The organism is Pantoea pleuroti (assembly GCF_014156615.1).
Taxonomy (GTDB): Bacteria; Pseudomonadota; Gammaproteobacteria; order Enterobacterales; family Enterobacteriaceae; genus Pantoea; species Pantoea agglomerans.
The window spans coordinates 235,281-253,578 of sequence record NZ_SBFD01000006.1; the positions used below are offsets into that span (position 1 = coordinate 235,281).

13 protein-coding genes are annotated in these 18,298 nt (G+C 59.5%); 10 read left to right on the forward strand and 3 right to left on the reverse strand.

Annotated elements, in window-relative coordinates; genetic code table 11:
* The first annotated feature begins 289 nt into the window (after positions 1–289).
* The 3 genes from EPG66_RS15795 to EPG66_RS15805 all read left to right on the forward strand — a co-directional run bounded on the left by EPG66_RS15795 (position 290) and on the right by EPG66_RS15805 (position 6,210).
* Positions 290–2,371 carry a putative bifunctional diguanylate cyclase/phosphodiesterase gene (locus tag EPG66_RS15795; protein ID WP_069025382.1) on the forward strand — a complete coding sequence of 694 codons (2,082 nt, stop codon included), beginning with the start codon at positions 290–292 and terminating at the stop codon, positions 2,369–2,371.
* Between the two features lie 153 nt (positions 2,372–2,524).
* Entirely contained in the window at positions 2,525–4,681 is a 2,157-nt protein-coding gene (locus EPG66_RS15800) for a putative bifunctional diguanylate cyclase/phosphodiesterase (protein ID WP_143789748.1), read from the forward strand.
* A gap of 125 nt (positions 4,682–4,806) precedes the next feature.
* A complete protein-coding gene (locus EPG66_RS15805; protein WP_039388141.1) occupies positions 4,807–6,210 on the forward strand; it encodes an aminotransferase-like domain-containing protein in 1,404 nt (467 codons plus the stop codon).
* Here EPG66_RS15805 and EPG66_RS15810 read toward each other — a convergent pair.
* On the reverse strand, positions 6,207–6,689 hold the full coding sequence (locus EPG66_RS15810; protein ID WP_010249002.1) for a YlaC family protein: 483 nt from the start codon (positions 6,687–6,689) through the stop codon (positions 6,207–6,209). The genes EPG66_RS15805 and EPG66_RS15810 overlap by 4 nt on opposite strands.
* A 330-nt stretch (positions 6,690–7,019) precedes the next feature.
* Between EPG66_RS15810 and EPG66_RS15815 the strand changes: the two genes are divergently transcribed.
* The 6 genes from EPG66_RS15815 to EPG66_RS15840 all read left to right on the forward strand — a co-directional run bounded on the left by EPG66_RS15815 (position 7,020) and on the right by EPG66_RS15840 (position 15,674).
* A complete protein-coding gene (locus EPG66_RS15815; RefSeq protein ID WP_031593886.1) occupies positions 7,020–7,619 on the forward strand; it encodes a cupin domain-containing protein in 600 nt (199 codons plus the stop codon).
* A gap of 124 nt (positions 7,620–7,743) precedes the next feature.
* On the forward strand, positions 7,744–8,811 hold the full coding sequence (locus EPG66_RS15820; protein ID WP_069025379.1) for an ABC transporter ATP-binding protein: 1,068 nt from the start codon (positions 7,744–7,746) through the stop codon (positions 8,809–8,811).
* A 15-nt stretch (positions 8,812–8,826) separates the two neighbouring features.
* Entirely contained in the window at positions 8,827–9,828 is a 1,002-nt protein-coding gene (locus tag EPG66_RS15825; protein WP_182687494.1) for an ABC transporter substrate-binding protein, read from the forward strand.
* A 2-nt stretch (positions 9,829–9,830) separates the two neighbouring features.
* Positions 9,831–11,570: an ABC transporter permease gene (locus EPG66_RS15830; RefSeq protein WP_182687496.1), complete on the forward strand. Its 1,740-nt coding sequence runs from the start codon at positions 9,831–9,833 to the stop codon at positions 11,568–11,570.
* Positions 11,558–12,646, forward strand: coding sequence for an MBL fold metallo-hydrolase (locus EPG66_RS15835; RefSeq protein ID WP_182687498.1), 1,089 nt, complete (start codon positions 11,558–11,560; stop codon positions 12,644–12,646). Before EPG66_RS15830 ends, EPG66_RS15835 begins: the two co-directional genes overlap by 13 nt.
* Positions 12,647–12,824: 178 nt before the next feature.
* Complete coding sequence (locus EPG66_RS15840) at positions 12,825–15,674, forward strand: sensor domain-containing protein (RefSeq protein ID WP_182687500.1); 2,850 nt, start codon at positions 12,825–12,827, stop codon at positions 15,672–15,674.
* Between the two features lie 26 nt (positions 15,675–15,700).
* Here EPG66_RS15840 and EPG66_RS15845 read toward each other — a convergent pair whose 3' ends face one another.
* Positions 15,701–16,765, reverse strand: a complete 1,065-nt coding sequence (locus EPG66_RS15845) for a LacI family DNA-binding transcriptional regulator (RefSeq protein ID WP_010248992.1) — start codon at positions 16,763–16,765, stop codon at positions 15,701–15,703.
* Complete coding sequence (locus EPG66_RS15850; protein ID WP_010671102.1) at positions 16,762–17,016, reverse strand: hypothetical protein; 255 nt, start codon at positions 17,014–17,016, stop codon at positions 16,762–16,764. Before EPG66_RS15850 ends, EPG66_RS15845 begins: the two co-directional genes overlap by 4 nt.
* Between EPG66_RS15850 and EPG66_RS15855 the strand changes: the two genes are divergently transcribed.
* Complete coding sequence (locus EPG66_RS15855) at positions 16,988–18,298, forward strand: MFS transporter (protein ID WP_031593879.1); 1,311 nt, start codon at positions 16,988–16,990, stop codon at positions 18,296–18,298. The two genes, EPG66_RS15850 and EPG66_RS15855, sit on opposite strands and share 29 nt — an antisense overlap.

Consider the following 18,298-nt stretch of genomic DNA (forward strand, 5'->3'; position numbering starts at 1 on the left):
GAAGACGAGGCGATAAAACAAAATTCTTAGTTTTTTCGGGCTCTGGCAAGCTTTCTGCTTCGGTGATATGTTCCTGTACCAATCAGACATAATAACGGTTTACCGGCTTGCTCTGCGGGCGGTTAATAAGATGCAGGTTATAAATGGCCAGCGTCGGCGGGCGCGTTTTGCCTGGCCGTCAGGACCAGAAAATACCGAAATTTAATTACTTTCACCCATCGGGTGTTTTCAGATCACTTTTCAGACTGTACACAGCATCCGTTTCTCTGCGGGTGGTGAGGAGTTGCACATGTTGCCTGTCACCTGGGATAGCGTCCTGATCTGCGTTTCGCTGATCGTGGTGTTCATTGCCTCTTTTACAGCCCTGGATACCGCTGGACGGGTGGCGGTAACCCGTGGCTGGAGCGCCCGGTTCTGGCTGTTGGTGGGCGGTATCGCAATGGGGATTGGCGTCTGGGCAATGCACTTTATCGGGATGCTGGCGATGATGTTGCCGATGATGATGCGCTATGACACGCGGCTGACGATCCTCTCGCTGCTGGTGGCGATCCTGGCGTCTGTGCTGGCTTTTGGCCAGACAGTAGGAGGCCTGCATCTCACCCGCCAGCGGCTGCTGCGCGGCACGCTGATCCTGGGCGCGGGTGTAGCGATAATGCACTATCTTGGTATGTATGCCCTGCTGATTGAACCGCAACCGGAGTGGAATGCGCTGCTGGTGGCGCTCTCTGTGCTGATTGCGTTTGCGGCCTCTGGCCTGGCGCTGTGGCTGGCCTTTCATCTGCGCCAGGGCGATCATCATCTGATGCTGATGCGTGGGCTGGCATCTCTGGTCATGGGTATCGCCATCGCCGGTATGCACTATGTGGGTATGGCGGCAGCAGAGTTCAGCCACAGCAGTATGATGCAGCCGCACGGCGTCAGTAATGCGGGCCTGGCGGTGTGGGTAACGCTGATTACCCTGACTATTCTGGGTATCACTCTGCTGAGTTCGATGCTGGATGCGCAACTGCGCGCCGCGCGTCTGGCGACCCGCCTCAATCGCGCTAACCAGGAATTGCGTCAGCTGGCGATGCATGACAACCTGACCACGTTGCCCAATCGTGTGATGCTGGAGCAGCAGCTCGATCTCGCCATTAAACAGGCGATGATTAATGAGCATCGCTTTGCCGTGATCTATATGGATCTCGATGGCTTCAAAGCGGTCAATGACACATGGGGACATCACGTCGGTGACCGGTTGCTGGTGGCGGTGGCGGAACGGCTGCGTAGCCAGCTCAGCAACACGATGCTGCTGGTGCGTCTGGGGGGCGATGAATTTGTGCTGATGGCTGAGTGCGATATCAGCGCAGCCCGCCAGCTGGCGCAAAAACTGGTTAAAGTTATCAGTTCGCCGTTTGAACTTGACCGCTATGTGCTGCACGTTTCACTCAGTGCGGGCATTGCGATCTTTCCATTGCACGGTCGCAACCGGCAGGAGCTATTGTTTAATGCTGATGCGGCGATGTATCACACCAAACACAGCGGACGAAACGGCTGGTGCCTGTTTGAACCGGCCATGAGCGCCGCGACGCAGCATCAGCTGGAGCTGGCGAACGATCTGTGGGAGGCGATAGAGCGCGAGCAGATGCGGCTGTTTTATCAGCCCAAATTCTGTTCCGGCGGCACCAGGTTAATGGGATTCGAAGCGTTGTTGCGCTGGCAGCATCCGCAGCGCGGTTTACTGACGCCAGAGCTGTTTCTGCCGCGTGCCGAAAAAACCGGTCAGATTATTGCGCTGGGTAACTGGGTGATCGGGGAGGCCTGCCGTCAGCTCAGGATATGGCACAACCAGGGCCACAATGACTGGACGGTATCGGTGAATCTCTCCGCGTTGCAGTTTCACCAGCGTGATTTGCTGACTATCCTGACGCAGACCCTGGCGCGTTATCAGCTGCCAGGCAGCGCGCTGATGCTGGAGATCACTGAAGCGATTGCCATGCGCGATCCCGCTTTCAGCCAGCAGCGCATTCGTGAATTGCAGCAGGCGGGTGTAAGCGTCGCGATTGATAACTTCGGCATCGGCTATGCCAACCTGCTGCATCTCAAAGATCTGGATGCCAGTGAACTCAAAATTGATCGCAGCTTTATTAACTGCCTGCGGCCCGGCAGTGAAGATGCGACCGTGGTCAGTGCCATGCTCACCCTGGCACAGAGCCTCAATCTGCGTATGGTGGCGGAAGGGGTGGAGACTGAAGAGCAGCAGCATTTGCTCACCAGCTTAGGCTTTGATGCGTTGCAGGGCTATCTGCTGGGTAAGCCGACGCCAGCGGACCGGGTTGAGGCGCTGAGTTTTCCCTCACTGCGACAGCCGGTGGCGTCACTGCCCGGCTGACTGTGTTGACAGCAACGATAGATTTCATCACTCAGAATGAGTGGAAGGATGCAGGGTTCGCGGCTCATTAACTGCCGGGCTGTGCCGATAACTAAGAGAATAATTTTAAAATCCTCTGCCCAACCACAAGCTCTGCTTTCGCGGGAATGCACTATGTTAGCGACCTCATACGACTCTTTTATCGTCATCGTCTCCGTTCTTGTCGCGATGCTGGCTTCGTTTACCGCCTTAGATATGGCGGGACGGGTGGTGCATTCAACCGGCAAAGTTGCGCTGGTCTGGCTGTTCGGCGGCGGTTTTTCCATGGGCATCGGCATCTGGGCGATGCACTTTATCGGCATGCTGTCGATGAACATGGAGATGGTCATGAGCTACAACGCCGGGCTCACCGCCTTCTCTGCGGCCATCGCGGTCTGTGCGTCGATATTTGCGTTGTGGCTGGTCTGCAGTGGCGATCTGCCTTTGCCGCGCCTGGCGGGTGGCGCGCTGATCCTCGGCAGCGGCGTAGTCGCGATGCACTACACCGGCATGGCGGCGCTGATGTTCTCTCCCGGTATCGTCTGGAAATGGGGCTGGGTGGCGCTGTCGGTGGCGATCGCCCTGGCCGCCTCTGGCACCGCGCTGTGGCTGGCGTTTAACCTGCGGGAAGGACAGACCAGCCGGGTCACCCTGCTGCGCATTGGCGCATCGGTGGTAATGGGCTGTGCGATTGCCGGCATGCACTATACCGGCATGATGGCGGCAGAGTTTCCCGTCCACAGCCATCCGGTCGGGCAGGGCGTCAACAGCAACTGGCTGGCGATCCTGGTCACGGTGGTCACTATTTCGATTCTGGGCATTACTCTGCTGGTGTCGATGCTGGATGCGCGGATGCAGGCGCGTACCTCGATTCTCGCCAGTTCGCTGGCTGAAGCCAATCGCGAGCTGGCACAGCTGGCGCTGCACGACAACCTGACGCGGCTGCCCAACCGCATCCTGCTGGAGGATCGGCTGGAACAGGCGATCAACAAAGCGAACCGTGAGCAGAGGCAGTTTGCTCTGATGTTTATGGATCTCGATGGGTTTAAGGCGGTCAACGACGCGTTCGGGCACCACATTGGCGACAGCCTGCTGATTGGCGTGACCGAGCGCATGAGCGAGCAGATGACCGGCTACTTCACGCTGGCGCGGCTTGGCGGTGATGAGTTTGTGCTGCTGGTGGAGATCGACGATCCCAATGATGCGGCGGCCATCGCCGATAAGCTGGTCAAAGCGGTAGATCGTCCGTTTGATATCTCACGCTATGAGCTGGTGGTATCGCTGAGTCTTGGCATTGCGGTCTATCCCGGCGATGGCGTGGATGAGCGCGAACTGATGTTCAACGCCGATGCGGCGATGTACCACACCAAAAATAATGGCCGCAACGGCTACACCTTCTTTCAGCCTTCAATGAACATTCAGGCGCAGAGCCAGCTTCAGCTGAATAACGATCTTTGGCAGGCGCTGGATCATGATGAACTGCGCCTGTTCTATCAGCCAAAATATTGCGCGCCGAGCGGTCCGATTCTCGGTTTTGAGGCGCTGCTGCGCTGGCAGCATCCGCAGCGCGGCCTGCTGTCGCCGGATAAATTTCTGCCAATGGCAGAAAAGACCGGAATGATTGTCAATATCGGTAACTGGGTCATCCATGAAGCCTGTCGCCAGCTGCGCCAGTGGCATCTGAAGGGCCATCCGGACTGGTCGGTGGCGGTGAACCTGTCGGCGTTGCAGTTTGAGCAATCGAATCTGGTGAAGACGGTGGTGGATGCGCTGGAAAAACATCAGATTCCGGCCGAACTGCTGACGCTGGAGGTGACGGAAACCACCGCGATGCGCGATCCCGATGAGAGCGTGCGTATTCTGACTGAGCTGACTCAGCTCGGGGTGAAAGCTTCAATTGATGACTTTGGCACTGGCTACTCCAGCCTGCTCTATCTGAAACGGCTACCGGCCAGTGAACTCAAGATTGATCGGGCCTTTGTGAACGAACTGCAGCATCACACAGAAGATGCCACCATCGTGTCGGCGATAGTGGCGCTGGCGCAGTCGCTGCAATTGAAAGTGGTGGCCGAAGGCGTTGAAACCGCTGAGCAGCAGGCCTTCCTGACCAGCCTGGGCTGTAATACGCTGCAGGGTTATCTGCTGGGCAAGCCGGTTCCCCCGGAGCGGGTGCCGGAACTGGCTGATTATGTGGTGGCGGAAATTAAAGAGGCGGTTGCGGAAGTGAGTCTGAATGCCGAAGCCGAAGCCGAAGCCGGGCAGCCGCTGACGCCGCAGGTCGCTGTGATCTGACCTGCCTGAAGCCGTGAAGAATCAGCGCAATCGGATAAAGCGATTCGCGCCGCCTGTCATTGGTCGCCGTGCGTGGTAAAGTCTCGCGGTCAGACTATTCACGGTATAACAAGGAGAGGTCACCCGTGGCGAAATACCAGCGATTGATGGATGAGATTCAGCAGCAGATAGAGGCCGGTATCTGGCTGCCGGGCACCCGTCTGCCGTCGTTGCGTCAGCAGGTCGCGCAGCAGGGCGTCAGCCTGATGACGGTGCTGCATGCCTATGAATTGCTGGAGAGTCAGGGCTGGATCGTCTCCCGTCCACAGTCGGGTTACTACGTTGCACCGCGTGCCTTAGCACCCGCACCGCTGAGCGTGGCGATCAGTGAACAGGTCGATATCAACGACTTTGTGTTTGATGTGCTGCAGGCCACGCGCGATCCGGCCATCGTGCCGTTTGGCTCCGCCTTTCCCGATCCCGCACTCTTTCCGCAGCGCCAGCTGATGCGCTCGCTGGCTAACGTCTCTCATCATCTGACCCCAACCGATGCGCTGCACAATCTGCCGCCCGGCAACGCTACGCTGCGACAGCTGCTGGCGCAGCGCTATGCGCGTCAGGGCATCACCCTGTCGCCGGATGAAATAGTCATCACCAGCGGGGCGCTGGAGGCGCTGAACCTCAGTCTGCAATCCCTGACCGAGCCGGGCGATTATGTGGTGATTGAACAGCCGAGTTTTTATGGCGCGCTGCAGGCGATAGAGCGGCTTAAGCTCAAGGCGCTGGCGATTCCGGTCGATGCCAGAAATGGCATCGACCTCGTCCAGCTGGAGGAGGCACTGCAGCGCTGGCCGGTGAAAGCCTGCTGGCTGATGACCACCCTGCAGAATCCGCTGAGCGTAACCTTAACGCCGGAACGCAAACAGCAGCTGGTCGCACTGCTGGCGCGTTATCAGGTGCCGATGATTGAAGATGATGTCTATGCCGAACTCTGGGCGGGTGATGCGCCGCCGCTGCCGGCGAAAGCCTGGGATCGCCAGGGGAACGTGCTGCACTGCGGCTCATTTTCAAAGTCGCTGGTGGCAGGATTCCGCGTCGGCTGGGTCGCGGCGGGGCAGCATGCGCAGCGTATTCAGCGGCTGCAACTGATGAGCACGCTCTCAACCAGTGCGCCGATGCAGCTGGCGCTGGCCGATTTTCTTGCCACGCGGCGTTACGACACCCATCTGAAGCGGCTGCGACAGATTCTGGCGAAGCGACAGCAGATGGTGCGCCAGGCGTTAATGAAGGTGCTGCCGCCGCAGGCCACGGTCAGCGAAGCGCGCGGCGGCTATTTTCTCTGGGTGACGCTGCCGGAAAGCATCAACACGACCCGGCTCTATCAGCGGGCGCTGGCTCAGGGGATCAGTATTGCACCGGGACAGCTATTTTCGGCAGGTGAGCAGTTCAGGCATTGCTTCAGGTTAAATACCGCCTGGCCGTGGGATAGTCGGGCCGAGGCGGCAATCGTGAAGCTGGGTCAGCTGATGGCGGAAGGACTGGCGGATTAGACCCGCGCCGCTTCCTGATGGCCCCAGGTCAGGTAGTAGACATCATAGAAGTCCACTTCCCCTTTTTGCGTCAGCAGACGCTGGATACCGCTCTTCACGCGTTCTGGTGTCTCAGGCAGCGACAGAATGCGTGAGATTGCCTGTTCGCGCACCGGCTGAATGTAATACCACTCGCCGTTGTAGCAAACGCGCAGGTCGAGTGCATCGATATCTTCAAAGCGATATTTCGGGTTGATATCCAGCAGCATCAGCACACTCATCACCAGCACAAACACGGTGGCGAACCAGAAGGCGGGCCAGCCGAGCATCTCGGTAGTGAAAATCAGCGCCACGCACAGGCCGTAGCAGAGATACATTACTGCCCAGAGACCGGGGTGGTTCTTCAGAAACGAGAGGCTGAAACGCGGCAAATTGTCGCGACGTTCTTCGCGGTTAAGCAGGGCGATCTCGTCAATCAGGATTTGTTTAATAGCGTCCATTTGTTACCTCACTGTCATCTGTTAGCTATTACAACAGATAACAGTCAAGCATATCAGAAACAGATCTGTGCTTTTTTTATATAACAGTTTATACAACAGTAACCGGGGCGTCGGGCTGCTGCGCCTTTAGACTTGCCGCCTGACATTTTGCAACACTTTGCCGCAGTAAGAACCGCTACCCTCTGTCGCACAGGCACACTCCGGCCCTATAGTTAACGACACATTTGGCTTTAGTCAGCAATATCAGTCAATTATCTCAATTGTGTCGTCTGGCGCACATTGCATTGTGTCGCGGGTTTGCCACACTTAGAAAAACATCGGAGAACCTGTATGCGTGCCTCATCCTCCAGTCTGCTATTAATGATGTCCTTTGCCGCTGGCACCTTCTCGGCCGGGGCTTCTGACAATCCTCAGCATCTGATGCTCGCCAGCCCGTCGGGCGGCGTGCCCAATAACCCGTTACCTCTGATTATCTGGCCGCGCGTGGTGCCGGAAGAGGAGGAGATCGCTGCGTGGTTTGAGAAAACCTTCGAGGAGAACGGCTGGCCACCCGCCTGGCGCTATCCGATCTTCCCATACACCCATTATCATCCTAATACCCATGAGCTGCTGGGCGTCGCTGAAGGCTGGGCGGAAGTGCTGTTTGGCGGCGACAGTGGCCGGATGGTGACCCTGCGCGCAGGCGATGCAGTCCTGATTCCGGCCGGTGTCGGCCACCGGCAGGTCAGCGCCAGCGAAGATTTTATGGTGATTGGCGCCTATCCGCACGGAATGTCGCCGGAGACGCTGCGCGATGAGCCCGCGAAGCTGAAAATGGCCCAGGAGCAGGTGAAAAAAGTGCCGTTCCCGACACAGGACCCCTTTACCGGCAAAGAGGGCGCATTAACCGAGATCTGGCAGCCGATTGCGGCGCTCACCGCCCAGCAGTAAGCCACGGGGCGAGCACGCCCCGATGCAGCCCGGCTTTCGCGTCCCGTAAGCCGGGCTGTCACCGGGCTGTCATCAAACTGTCGTAGCGTTTTGCCCAGCATGTTAACGGCAAAGGCAGAGTAAGATGGCGGCAATATCGTTAACCGGACTGAGCAAAGCGTTCGGCGCGCAGCCGGTACTGGACGCGATTTCGTTACAGATTAACCAGGGCGAGTTTGTCGCCGTTCTTGGGCCTTCTGGCTGCGGCAAAACCACCCTGCTGCGCCTGCTGGCCGGCTTTGAAACGCTCGACAGCGGTGAAATCCGCATCGGTGATCGTCAGGTTGCCGCAGACGGGCTGCACCTGCCGCCGGAAGCCCGCGAGCTCGGCGTGGTGTTCCAGAACTACGCTTTGTGGCCGCATATGACGGTCGCGGAGAACGTCGCCTACAGCCTGAAGGTGAACGGTGTGGCGCGCGCAGAACGCGAACTGCGCACCACCCAGGCCCTGACGCTGGTCGGGCTGGATCGCTTCGCCGACCGCCGACCCGCCGATCTCTCCGGCGGCCAGCGCCAGCGCGTGGCGCTGGCTCGCTGCCTGGTGGCACGGCCTACGCTGGTGCTGCTGGATGAGCCGCTGGCTAACCTCGATGTCCATCTGCGCGCTACCATGGAAGAGGAGTTCCGCCGCTTCCATCGTCACAGTGGCGCCACCTTACTCTATATCACCCACGATCAACGCGAAGCGATGGCACTGGCCGACCGCATCGTGGTGCTCGAACACGGCAGAGTGATGCAGTTCGCCAGCCCGCAGACCCTGTGGCGCGAACCGGCTAATGAGATGGTGGCGACCTTTATTGATGAGGGGCGGGTGCTGCCGGTCAGCGACATTGAGCCACTCGATCCGGGTCAGGCGACCGCCACGCTCTGCGGGCTGCGGGTTTTGCTGCGCTGCTCGCCTCACCAGCGCCCGCTGCCATACGGCAAAGCCAGCTTCCACAGCGTCAGTTTTCACCTCGCCGCTGAGGGAGAGCGGCAGTTTGCCGCCCGCGTTGAGCGCATCATCTTTCGCGGTGGCTACCATCAGATCAACCTTCGACCGCTTAATCAACCGGATGTCAGCCTGTCGCTGACGCTTAATGATGCTGCATTACTGGCGGTGGATGACACCGTCGGCGTCGCCGTCGATGACGGCTGGATTCTTCCTGCATAAAGGGTTTCAGAAACCATGAAAACGGCATTTCGTACTCCGCTTCACGCGCTGTTGTTGCTATCGGGCCTCGCGGCCTCAACCCTGCTGCAGGCGGCCGACGCGCCCGGCGGCAAGCTGGTGGTTTACACGTCGCAGGCACCTGAAATTGCGCAACAGACCATCGATGCGTTTAAGGCCGCGTATCCGGCGGTGGAGGTGGAGTGGACCCGCAACGGCACCACTCAACTGATGAACGTGCTGCACACGGAGATGATGAGCGGCCAGGTCAAACCCGATGTGCTGCTGGTGGCCGACGCGATCAATCTGGGCGCGCTCAAGAAAGAGGGGCAGCTCTATGCTTACCCGGCCGCCCCGGTCAGCCACCTGAAGCCTGCCTATTACGATGCGGATAAAACCTTTTTTGGTACCAAAATTATCGCCACGGTGATCGCCTATAACACCCAGCGTGCGAAGCCGGTCAGTAGCTGGAAAGCGCTGGCAGTAGAAGAAAACAGAGGCCAGATTGCGGTCCCCAGTCCCCTCTATTCCGGTGCGGCGCTCTATAAGCTGCATACCGATATCCATACCCCGTCGATTGGCTGGGCGTTCTATCAGCAACTGGCCGCCATCGGCATTGCGCCACAGGGCGGCAATGGACCGGCGCTGAAAGCGGTTGCCAGCGGCATGGATAAGTATGGCGTGATCACGGATGCCGATATTATCCGCGCCAAAAAGCAGGGATCGCCCATCGATCTGGTCTATCCGCAGGAGGGCGTCTCCTATGTGACCGAGCCGGTGGCGATCATGAAGTCTGCGCATAATCTGCCGGCCGCCAAAGCCTTTGTTGATTTCATGCTGTCGGAAGTGGGGCAGCAACTGGTGGCGAAGCAGGGCAACCGGCCGGTCGATGCCCGCGTGGCGGCACCCGGTGGCTTTGCGCCGATTGAGCAAATCACGCTGCTGACGCCGGACGTGGCCCAGGCGGTGGCCGAGGATGCTCAGGTCCGCGAAACCTTTACTGAACTGTTTGGCGGCTGATCGTGAGCGTGCTGGGCAACGAATGCCGAAGAGGCCAGGCTGCCAGGCATCGCAGATGGCGGGCGGAACCGCTGGTGCTGGGCGTACTGGTGCTGGTGATCGGCCTGCTGTCGGTGGCACCCTTTGCCCGGCTGATGGGAACCGCGCTGGCACCGGATGGCATACTGGATAGCGATCGCCTGCTGAGATTGCTGACCAGCCGCCGGGTGCTCAGCGCCACGCTGAATACCCTGGCGATCGGCATCAGCGCAACGCTGATGTCACTGCTGCTGGGAACGGTGGCCGCCTGGCTGGTGGCGCTCACCGATTTGCGTGCCAAAGCGGCCTGGGTATTCGCCTTTATCCTGCCGCTGATGATCCCGCCGCAGGTGACTGCGCTGGCCTGGATACAGGCGCTGGCACCGGGCAGTCTGCTGGCCACTGCGGTGAGTGCGCTGGGCGGGACGTGGCTGGCACCCGGTCAGCAACCGCTCTATTCCGCGACCGGCATGGTGCTGCTGCTGGGTCTGCACAATGCGCCGCTGGTGTTCCTCACGGTGCGGGCTGGCCTGCGTCGACTCCCCGCCGAACTGGTGGAGGCGGCCCGTATCAGCGGCGCATCACCCCGGCAGATTCTGTTCACGGTGATCCTGCCGCTGGCGCGCCCCGCGATCTTCGCCGGGGCGGCACTGGCGTTTGTCGCTGCGGTCGGGAATTTCGGTATCCAGGCGATGCTGGGTATTCCGGCGCGGGTGCCAACGCTGATTACGCTGGTTTATCAGCAGCTCAATACCCTCGGCCCCGGTGCGCTGCCCAATACCGCCGTCTACTCGATGCTGATTGCGCTGATCACCCTCGCCGGGATGCTGATTAGCGGCTGGCTGGGCGGACGACGCGATGTCCGGGTCAGCGGATCGCCACGACCCTGGCACCAGCCGCTGCGGCGCGCGCGACTGCCGGGCGAAATCATCGCCTGGCTGTGGATGGTGATGACCTTGCTGTTGCCGCTCAGCGCCTTGCTGACCACCGCCTTAACCCGCGGTTTCGGTCAGGCTCTGAACTGGCAAACCCTGACGCTGGAGAATTTTCAGCAGGCGCTGTGGGGCTATCCGGCGATACGGCAGGCGTTCTTTACCAGCCTGTGGCTCACCGGCCTGACGGCGCTGCTGCTCAGCGTCATGGCACTGTTCCTGGCTTTCTTTCTCAGCTGGCATCGTACCCGGCTGGTGCGGGGGCTGGGATTCGCCAGCGAGCTGACCTATGCGCTGCCCGGCATTGTCACTGGTGTAGCGGCGATGCTGTTTTTCCTGCGGCCGCTGCCGCTGCTGGGATTTTCTCTTTACGGAACGGTGTGGATTATTCTCGCGGCCTATCTGGCCAATTTCCTGGCGCTGGTCTTAAGGCCGACGCTGGCCGGGTTCGCGCAAATCGAACCGTCACTGGATGAGGCGGCGCGCTTATGCGGTGCAGGTCTGATGCGGCGGATGACTGACATCCTGCTGCCGCTGGCGGCGCCTTCTGTGCTGGCCGGTGCGCTGCTGGTGTTCCTCACCGCGCTGAATGAAATACAGGTTTCAGTGCTGCTGGTTACCGCGCAAACCCAGACGCTTGGTCCGACCATTATTTTCCTGGACGAAGGCGGATCGGCGCCGCTGGCGGCGGCGGTCGGATGCCTGATGATTGGGATCGTGCTGGGCTTAATGCTGCTGGCCTCACGGCTGACGCGTCGTCTGCCGCAGGGAGTCCTGCCATGGCAAGCCTGACGGTGATAAGCGGCGTCGGCGGAAAACTGCCGGCCGCTTTCCTGCTGGAGATAGAGGGGTACCGTCTGTTATGGGATTTAGGTGCCGGGCCGGAGCCGGGCGTCCGGCCCGCAGTGGCCTCCATCGGCCAGGTCGATGCGCTCTGCCTGACCCATTCCCATGTGGATCACGCGGCGGCGCTGGATAGCTGGGCCGACATCGGTTCACCGCCGGTCTATGCCAGTGAGATCACCTGGCAGCAGCTGGGCGAGGCTGGCGTGCCGGCTCAGGCACGACGCATCCTGCCATTGCGCGGCCAGTGCGCGCTGGGGCCGCTGAATCTCTTTACCGGTCGCAGCGGGCATTCGCCGGGATCGATCTGGTTCCATCTGCCGATTGCGGGTGGCATCACCTATATGGGCGACTGGAGTCGCGAATCGCTGCTGTTGCCGTTTGATTGCCCGCCACGCGCACGGCTGTTGATTACCGATGGTTCCTATGGCGACCGGAGTCAGCGACTGGCGCAGCAGATCGACGCGCTGGCCCTGGCGGCACAAGGGGGGGCCGTGGTCACCGCGCCGCTGCACGGTCGCGGCCCTGAGATGGCGCTGCAGCTCAGCGCTCGCGGGCTGCCGGTGGTGATGTGTCCCCAGGTGCGCGAAGAGGTGGCGCAGTTGCTGGCGCTCAACAGCCTGCCCGCCGCAGCGATGCTGGCGCTAGCCCGGTTACTACGCGTCGCAACACCCGACCGCTGGCGACCGGATACGGTAATTGTCGCGGCGGATGCGGTGGCTGACAGCGGCCTGGCGGCGCAGCTCAGCCATCAGCCCGACTTTCGTCTGATCTTCAGCAGCCACGTTTCCCGCGGCACCCGTGCCTTTGAGATGCTGCAATCCGGCATGGCGCGCTGGCTGCCGTGGAATGTGCATCCGCCGCTCGACGATCAGCTGGCGCTGATCAGACAGACGGCGGCCCAGAAAGTGATCCCGGCGTTTGTCGCGCCGCAAGAGTGCCAGCAGCTGATGAGCCAAAGTCCGGCAATGCTCTGCTGGCAGCTCCGTTATTCGCTCTCCTCGCGCTGGGAGCGGGTCGTCTGACGCGCCGCCACGACGGAGTCATTGAACATTTACTCGCCGCTGCCGATAAACCCCCTATAAACACCGATTAATCTTCTTAATGCGCTTGTCATCTCAGCTCTTTTCGGCTGTAGTCTGCGCACGCTATTGAGAACATTCCTAAGCCGTCATCCGGCTACAGAGCAGCAGGCTAATCACAATGGATAATAACTCTGATGTCATCTATCGCATGCTGGTACAAAGCGTGAATGATTACGCCATCACTATGCTAAAACCTGACGGTATCATCGGCAGCTGGAATCAGGGTGCTCAGCGCAAGATAGGCTATACGCCAGACGAGATTATTGGCTGCAGCTTCGCCCTGTTGTATAGCGAAGAAGATCGCCGCCGGGGCCTGCCGCAGCGTGGACTGGATATGGCTGCCACAGCCGGACACCATGAAAGCGAAGGCTGGCGCTATCGCAAAGATGGCAGTGCTTTCTGGGCGCATGAGACGATCGATCCGATACGCAATGACGCCGGTCTGCTGGTGGGATACGCCTGTATTACCCGCGACTGCACTCAGCAGCAGGAGCAACAGCGCAAGGAGCGGGAGCAGGAGATGCGCTTCCGCCTGCTGGTGGAGGGCGTTACCGATTATGCCATCTATATGCTCGATCATGACGGCAACGTGGTGAACTGGAATGCTGGCGCACAGCGCGCCAAAGGCTATGTGGCGGAAGAGATTGTCGGCCAGCATTTTTCCCGCTTCTACAGCGCCCAGGATCGCCTGAACCGTGTCCCGGAGCAGAACCTGCAAACCGCTTATCGCACCGGCCGTTTTGAAGATGAGGGCTGGCGCTACCGCAAAGATGGCAGCGCCTTCTGGGCGCATGTGGTGATCGACACGATCCGCGACGATCAGGGCAAGCTGCTGGGCTACGCTAAAATCACCCGCGACTGCACCGAACAGCAGCGCGTCCGCAGCCAGCAACGGGAGCAGGAGCAGCGTTTCCGTCTGCTGGTTGAAGGGGTCACCGATTACGCCATCTATATGCTCGATGTCGACGGCGTGGTGGTGAACTGGAATGCCGGTGCGCAGCGTGCCAAAGGGTACAAAGCGGATGAAGTGGTGGGGCAGCACTTCTCGCTGTTTTACAGTTCCCAGGAGCGGCTGAACCGCATCCCGGAAGCGAATCTCGGTATCGCGTTTAAGACCGGCCGTTTTGAAGATGAGGGCTGGCGCTACCGCAAAGATGGCAGCGCCTTCTGGGCGCATGTGGTCATCGACGCGATCCACGATGATGACGGTAAGCTGGTCGGCTTCGCTAAGATCACCCGCGACCGCACGGAACGCCGTGAGCAGGAGCAGCAGGTGCTGCGCGCCAGGGATCTGGCTGAAGCCCAGAGCACCCAGAAAACCGCGCTCTCTAAATTTCTGGATAACATTATCGCCAACATTCCCTCCTGTGTGATTGTGGAAGATGCGATCACCCGCGAGATCCTGCTGGTTAACGACCGCACTCAGCAGCTGTTTGGCCTGTCGAAAGCGCTGATCGTCAACAAGCGCCCGCACGAATGTATGTCGCCCGAACTCAGCGATTACTTTAATAATCTGGCGGATGTTGCGCTACGCAGTGAAGGCATGCATGAACGTGAGCAGTTGCTGATGACCGCCAGCGGCGAACGCATTCTGCATACCCGCGCCACCGCGATTAATGGTCAGGATGCGCGACGTAACTACCTGATGCTGCTGGTGGAAGATGTTACTGACCAGCGCGCTGCTGATGCCCGTATTCACCATATGGCGCATCACGATAACCTCACCAGCCTGCCGAACCGCATTCTGTTCCGCCAGCGTCTGAGTGAAGCCCTGCGCACAGCCGGTCAGATACAGCGCCAGACCGCCGCGCTCTGCCTTGATCTCGATAACTTTAAAAATGTGAATGATGCGCTGGGCCACCAGATTGGCGACGAGTTGCTGCGCAGTGTGGCTAAGCGTCTGCGTAACGCGCTGCGCGATCAGGATACCCTGGCGCGTATCGGAGGCGATGAGTTCGCCATCGTGCTGCCTTCGGTGGCCAGTAATGAAGAGGCGAGCATTGTGGCGCAGCGTCTGATTGAGGCGATTCGGCCGCCGGTCAACGTTGAAGGCCATAATCTGTCGGTCGGGCTCAGCGTGGGGATTGCGCTCAGCACCGCCATCACCAATACGCCGGAGCAGCTGCTGCGCTGTGCTGACATGGCGCTGTATGAAGCCAAACGCAACGGCCGCAACCGCTATGAGCATTTCACGCTGGAGATGGACGATGTGGCGCGCAGTCGACGCCTGATTGAAAACGATCTGCGCGATGCGATTAGCGGCGGGCATCTGCGGCTCTACTATCAGCCCATCACCAACGGTGATAACCGTACCATCATTGGCTATGAGGCGCTGATGCGCTGGCATCATCCGATTCGTGGGCTGATCATGCCCAACGACTTCATCCCGATCGCTGAAGAGACCGGGCTGATCCATATGCTGGGGGCGTTTGCACTCTATGAAGCCTGTCGCGAAGCGGCGAGCTGGGAAGGGGAGCAGTCGGTCTCGGTCAACCTCTCACCGTTGCAGTTTAAAAACAGCTCGCTGGTGCCGGTGGTGGAAGGCGCGCTGAAAGAGTCGGGTCTCGATCCGGCGCGGCTGGAGGTTGAGATCACCGAATCGGTGCTGCTGGATGATTCGCTGGGTAATATCCGTACCCTGCAAAACCTCAAGGCGCTGGGCGTGCAGATTGCGCTGGATGATTTCGGCACCGGCTATTCGTCGCTGAGCTATCTGCGATCTTTCCCGTTCGACAAAATCAAAATCGACAAATCCTTTATCAATGATATGGGTGACAGCCGCGAGGCGCTGGCGATTATCCGCGCCATCACCGGCATGAGTCGCAGTCTGGATATCCAGATTACCGCCGAAGGGGTGGAGAGCGATGAGCAGTTCGCTAAGCTGCGCGATGAGGGCTGTACCCTGTTCCAGGGCTTCCTGTTCGGACGGCCTCAGCCGTCGGAACTGCGGCTGAAAACGCTGGGTTAATCCGCGCCGGGTTAATCCATACCGTGTTAATCATAGAGGCCATGCTGCTGGACCGGTGCATGGCTGAGATTATCGCGAATGCGCCGCACCGACTCGCGCACCACCAGCCTGCCATTCAGCAGCAGGCTGCCGGTGGGCGTGCCGGGATTCAGTCGCATCTCCTGCAACATTCTCACTGCCGCTGCGCCCAGCTCATCACGCGGCACCTGCACCGAGGTCAGCGGAATATCGTGGATAGCGGCCAGGTTAAAGCCATCCATACTCATCACCGAAATATCCTGCGGCACCCGCAGGCCAGCCTGCTCCAGCGCAGTGACGGCGCCCGCAGCAATGTAATCACCGCTGGCGAGAATTGCGGTCGGGCGCAGCGCATCAGGGCAGTGGCGCAGATATTCACTCAGCCGTTCCGCCGCTTCATTGCTGCTGAAGCTGTTCAGGGTCAGCAGATGCTGGCGGCTGTCAAACCGCAGGTTCATGGCATGCCAGGCGTCGCGCACTCCCTGCAATCGCTGCTCCATGGTGTAGCGGCGTAAGCAATGCAGCGACAGGATCTGCCGGTGTCCCTGCTCAAACAGATAGCGCGCTGAGAATTCACCAATCAGCTGATGATGGGGCGAGACCGAAGGCAGGCGCATTCGGCGATCGCGGGCGTTAATCAGCACGCAGGGTTTGTTCATCTCCGCCGCCAGCTGATGAATATGCTCATCATCAATGCCGATCAGCAGTGCCGCTTCGGTCTGCTGCATCTTGTCGATAAACAGCGCGGCATCACTTTCCACCTCCTCCAGCGGGCAGTAGCGCAGCCGCACCTCATGCGGCTCCACCGCCTGGCTGATCCCCTGAATGACTTTGTAGTAGAAGATGTCACTGCGTACATCAAAGGCGCGAGGCGGGGCAAAGACCATCAGGTTATTCAACAGCAGGCGACCACTGTGCAGGTTGTTAAGTACGCCCTGTTGCTGCGCCACGGCCAGCACTTTGTCTCGGGTGGCGGGCCGGGTATTGGCTTTACCCGCCAGCACCCGTGACACCGTACTGATGGAGACGCCGCTGAGTGCCGCAATTTCGCTTACTTTCAGCCTTTGTTTCATTCTGTGATCGCCTTCAAATCCGCTGATGAAAAATTTTTCATAACCTGCTGAATCGCGTCAGATAAGCGTTTCAGTGCCATTTTCTGCCGGGATTCAGCCTGCCATGAAAAGCGTTGCAAAAAAGTGTCTGTACCCACGTTTCGCACTTTTCTAAGTTCGTTACAGGACACGCGGTACGCCAGCAGGCGGTGTGCGTCATCAATGGCAATCAGGAGTGGCACAATGAGCCTCGAATCAACAACCAAACCCATCAGTGCATCCCGCACGGTGCGCGTGATTAAAAATTTACGCTGGTGGATGCTGGGAATGTTCCTGCTGGGTGTAACCGTCAACTACATCACCCGCAACTCGCTCGGCATTCTGGCACCGGAACTTAAAAACAGTCTGCACATGACGACCGAACAGTATTCCTGGGTGGTGGCGGCGTTTCAGCTGGCCTATACCCTGTTTCAGCCAATCTGCGGCTGGCTGATCGATGTGATCGGACTGAAGATGGGCTTCCTGATCTGCGCGCTGATCTGGTCGGTGACCTGTCTGCTGCACGCCGGTGCGGGAAGCTGGCTGCATCTGGCATTGCTGCGCTTTGTCATGGGCGCCTCTGAGGCGGCGGCAACGCCCGCTAACGCCAAAGCGATCGGTGACTGGTTTCCGAAAAAAGAGCGCCCGGTCGCGGCGGGCTGGGCGGGCGTCGGCTTTTCGATTGGTGCCATGCTGGCGCCACCGATTATCTATGTCGCACACATAACGTTTGGCTGGCAGGGCGCCTTTCTGCTGACCGGCGGGCTGGGCCTGCTGTGGGTTGGACTCTGGTGGTGGGGCTATCACTCGCCTGAGAGCCATCCTCGTCTCTCTGATGAGGAGCGGGCCTTTATTAATCAGGACAACGAAGCGATCGGGGAAAAACTGCCGTTCTTCACCGCGCTGAAAGTGATTGGTAAAGAGAAGAAATTCTACGGCATCGCCATCCCGGCTTTTCTGGCCGAACCAGCCTGGGCGGTACTGAGCTTCTGGGTGCCGCTCTATCTGGCCAATGAGCGCGGCATGGATCTCAAGCAGATCGTGATGTTTGCCTGGCTGCCGTTTCTGGCCGCCGACCTCGGCAGCGTCGCCAGCGGCTATCTGACCAAAATCTATGTGCGCTGGTTTGGTCTCACCCGCGTCAATTCGATTGTCGCCAGTTCGGTGACCGGCGCACTGCTGATGGTCTCACTGGCGCTGATGACGCTGGTAAAAGATCCCTGGCTGGCGATCGCCCTGATCTCCGTCGGTGGCTTCGGCCATCAGGTGATTTCCTGCATGCTGAGCGCGCTGGTGGTGGAGCGTTTTGATCGCCGCCAGATGGCCACAGTCAACGGCATGCGCGGCTCCTGCGCCTGGATCGCCAGCTTTATCTTCTCGCTGATTATCGGTGTCACCGCCGATACCATCGGCTTCAATCCGCTGTTTGTGGCGATGGGCTTCTTTGACCTGATTGGTGCCGTTTTCCTGGTGATGCTGGTCGCCGAACGCCGCCAGCGCCCTGCTAACCCATAA

Bases quoted from the DNA above. Each gene is read 5' to 3' on its own strand.
- EPG66_RS15795 (WP_069025382.1), top strand. From the start codon at position 290: ATGTTGCCTGTCACCTGGGATAGCGTCCTGATCTGCGTTTCGCTGATC.
- EPG66_RS15800 (WP_143789748.1), top strand. From the start codon at position 2,525: ATGTTAGCGACCTCATACGACTCTTTTATCGTCATCGTCTCCGTTCTT.
- EPG66_RS15810 (WP_010249002.1), bottom strand. From the start codon at position 6,689: ATGGACGCTATTAAACAAATCCTGATTGACGAGATCGCCCTGCTTAAC.
- EPG66_RS15815 (WP_031593886.1), top strand. From the start codon at position 7,020: ATGCGTGCCTCATCCTCCAGTCTGCTATTAATGATGTCCTTTGCCGCT.
- EPG66_RS15820 (WP_069025379.1), top strand. From the start codon at position 7,744: ATGGCGGCAATATCGTTAACCGGACTGAGCAAAGCGTTCGGCGCGCAG.
- EPG66_RS15825 (WP_182687494.1), top strand. From the start codon at position 8,827: ATGAAAACGGCATTTCGTACTCCGCTTCACGCGCTGTTGTTGCTATCG.
- EPG66_RS15835 (WP_182687498.1), top strand. From the start codon at position 11,558: ATGGCAAGCCTGACGGTGATAAGCGGCGTCGGCGGAAAACTGCCGGCC.
- EPG66_RS15840 (WP_182687500.1), top strand. From the start codon at position 12,825: ATGGATAATAACTCTGATGTCATCTATCGCATGCTGGTACAAAGCGTG.
- EPG66_RS15845 (WP_010248992.1), bottom strand. From the start codon at position 16,765: ATGAAACAAAGGCTGAAAGTAAGCGAAATTGCGGCACTCAGCGGCGTC.
- EPG66_RS15855 (WP_031593879.1), top strand. From the start codon at position 16,988: ATGAGCCTCGAATCAACAACCAAACCCATCAGTGCATCCCGCACGGTG.
- EPG66_RS15850 (WP_010671102.1), bottom strand. From the start codon at position 17,016: ATGGGTTTGGTTGTTGATTCGAGGCTCATTGTGCCACTCCTGATTGCC.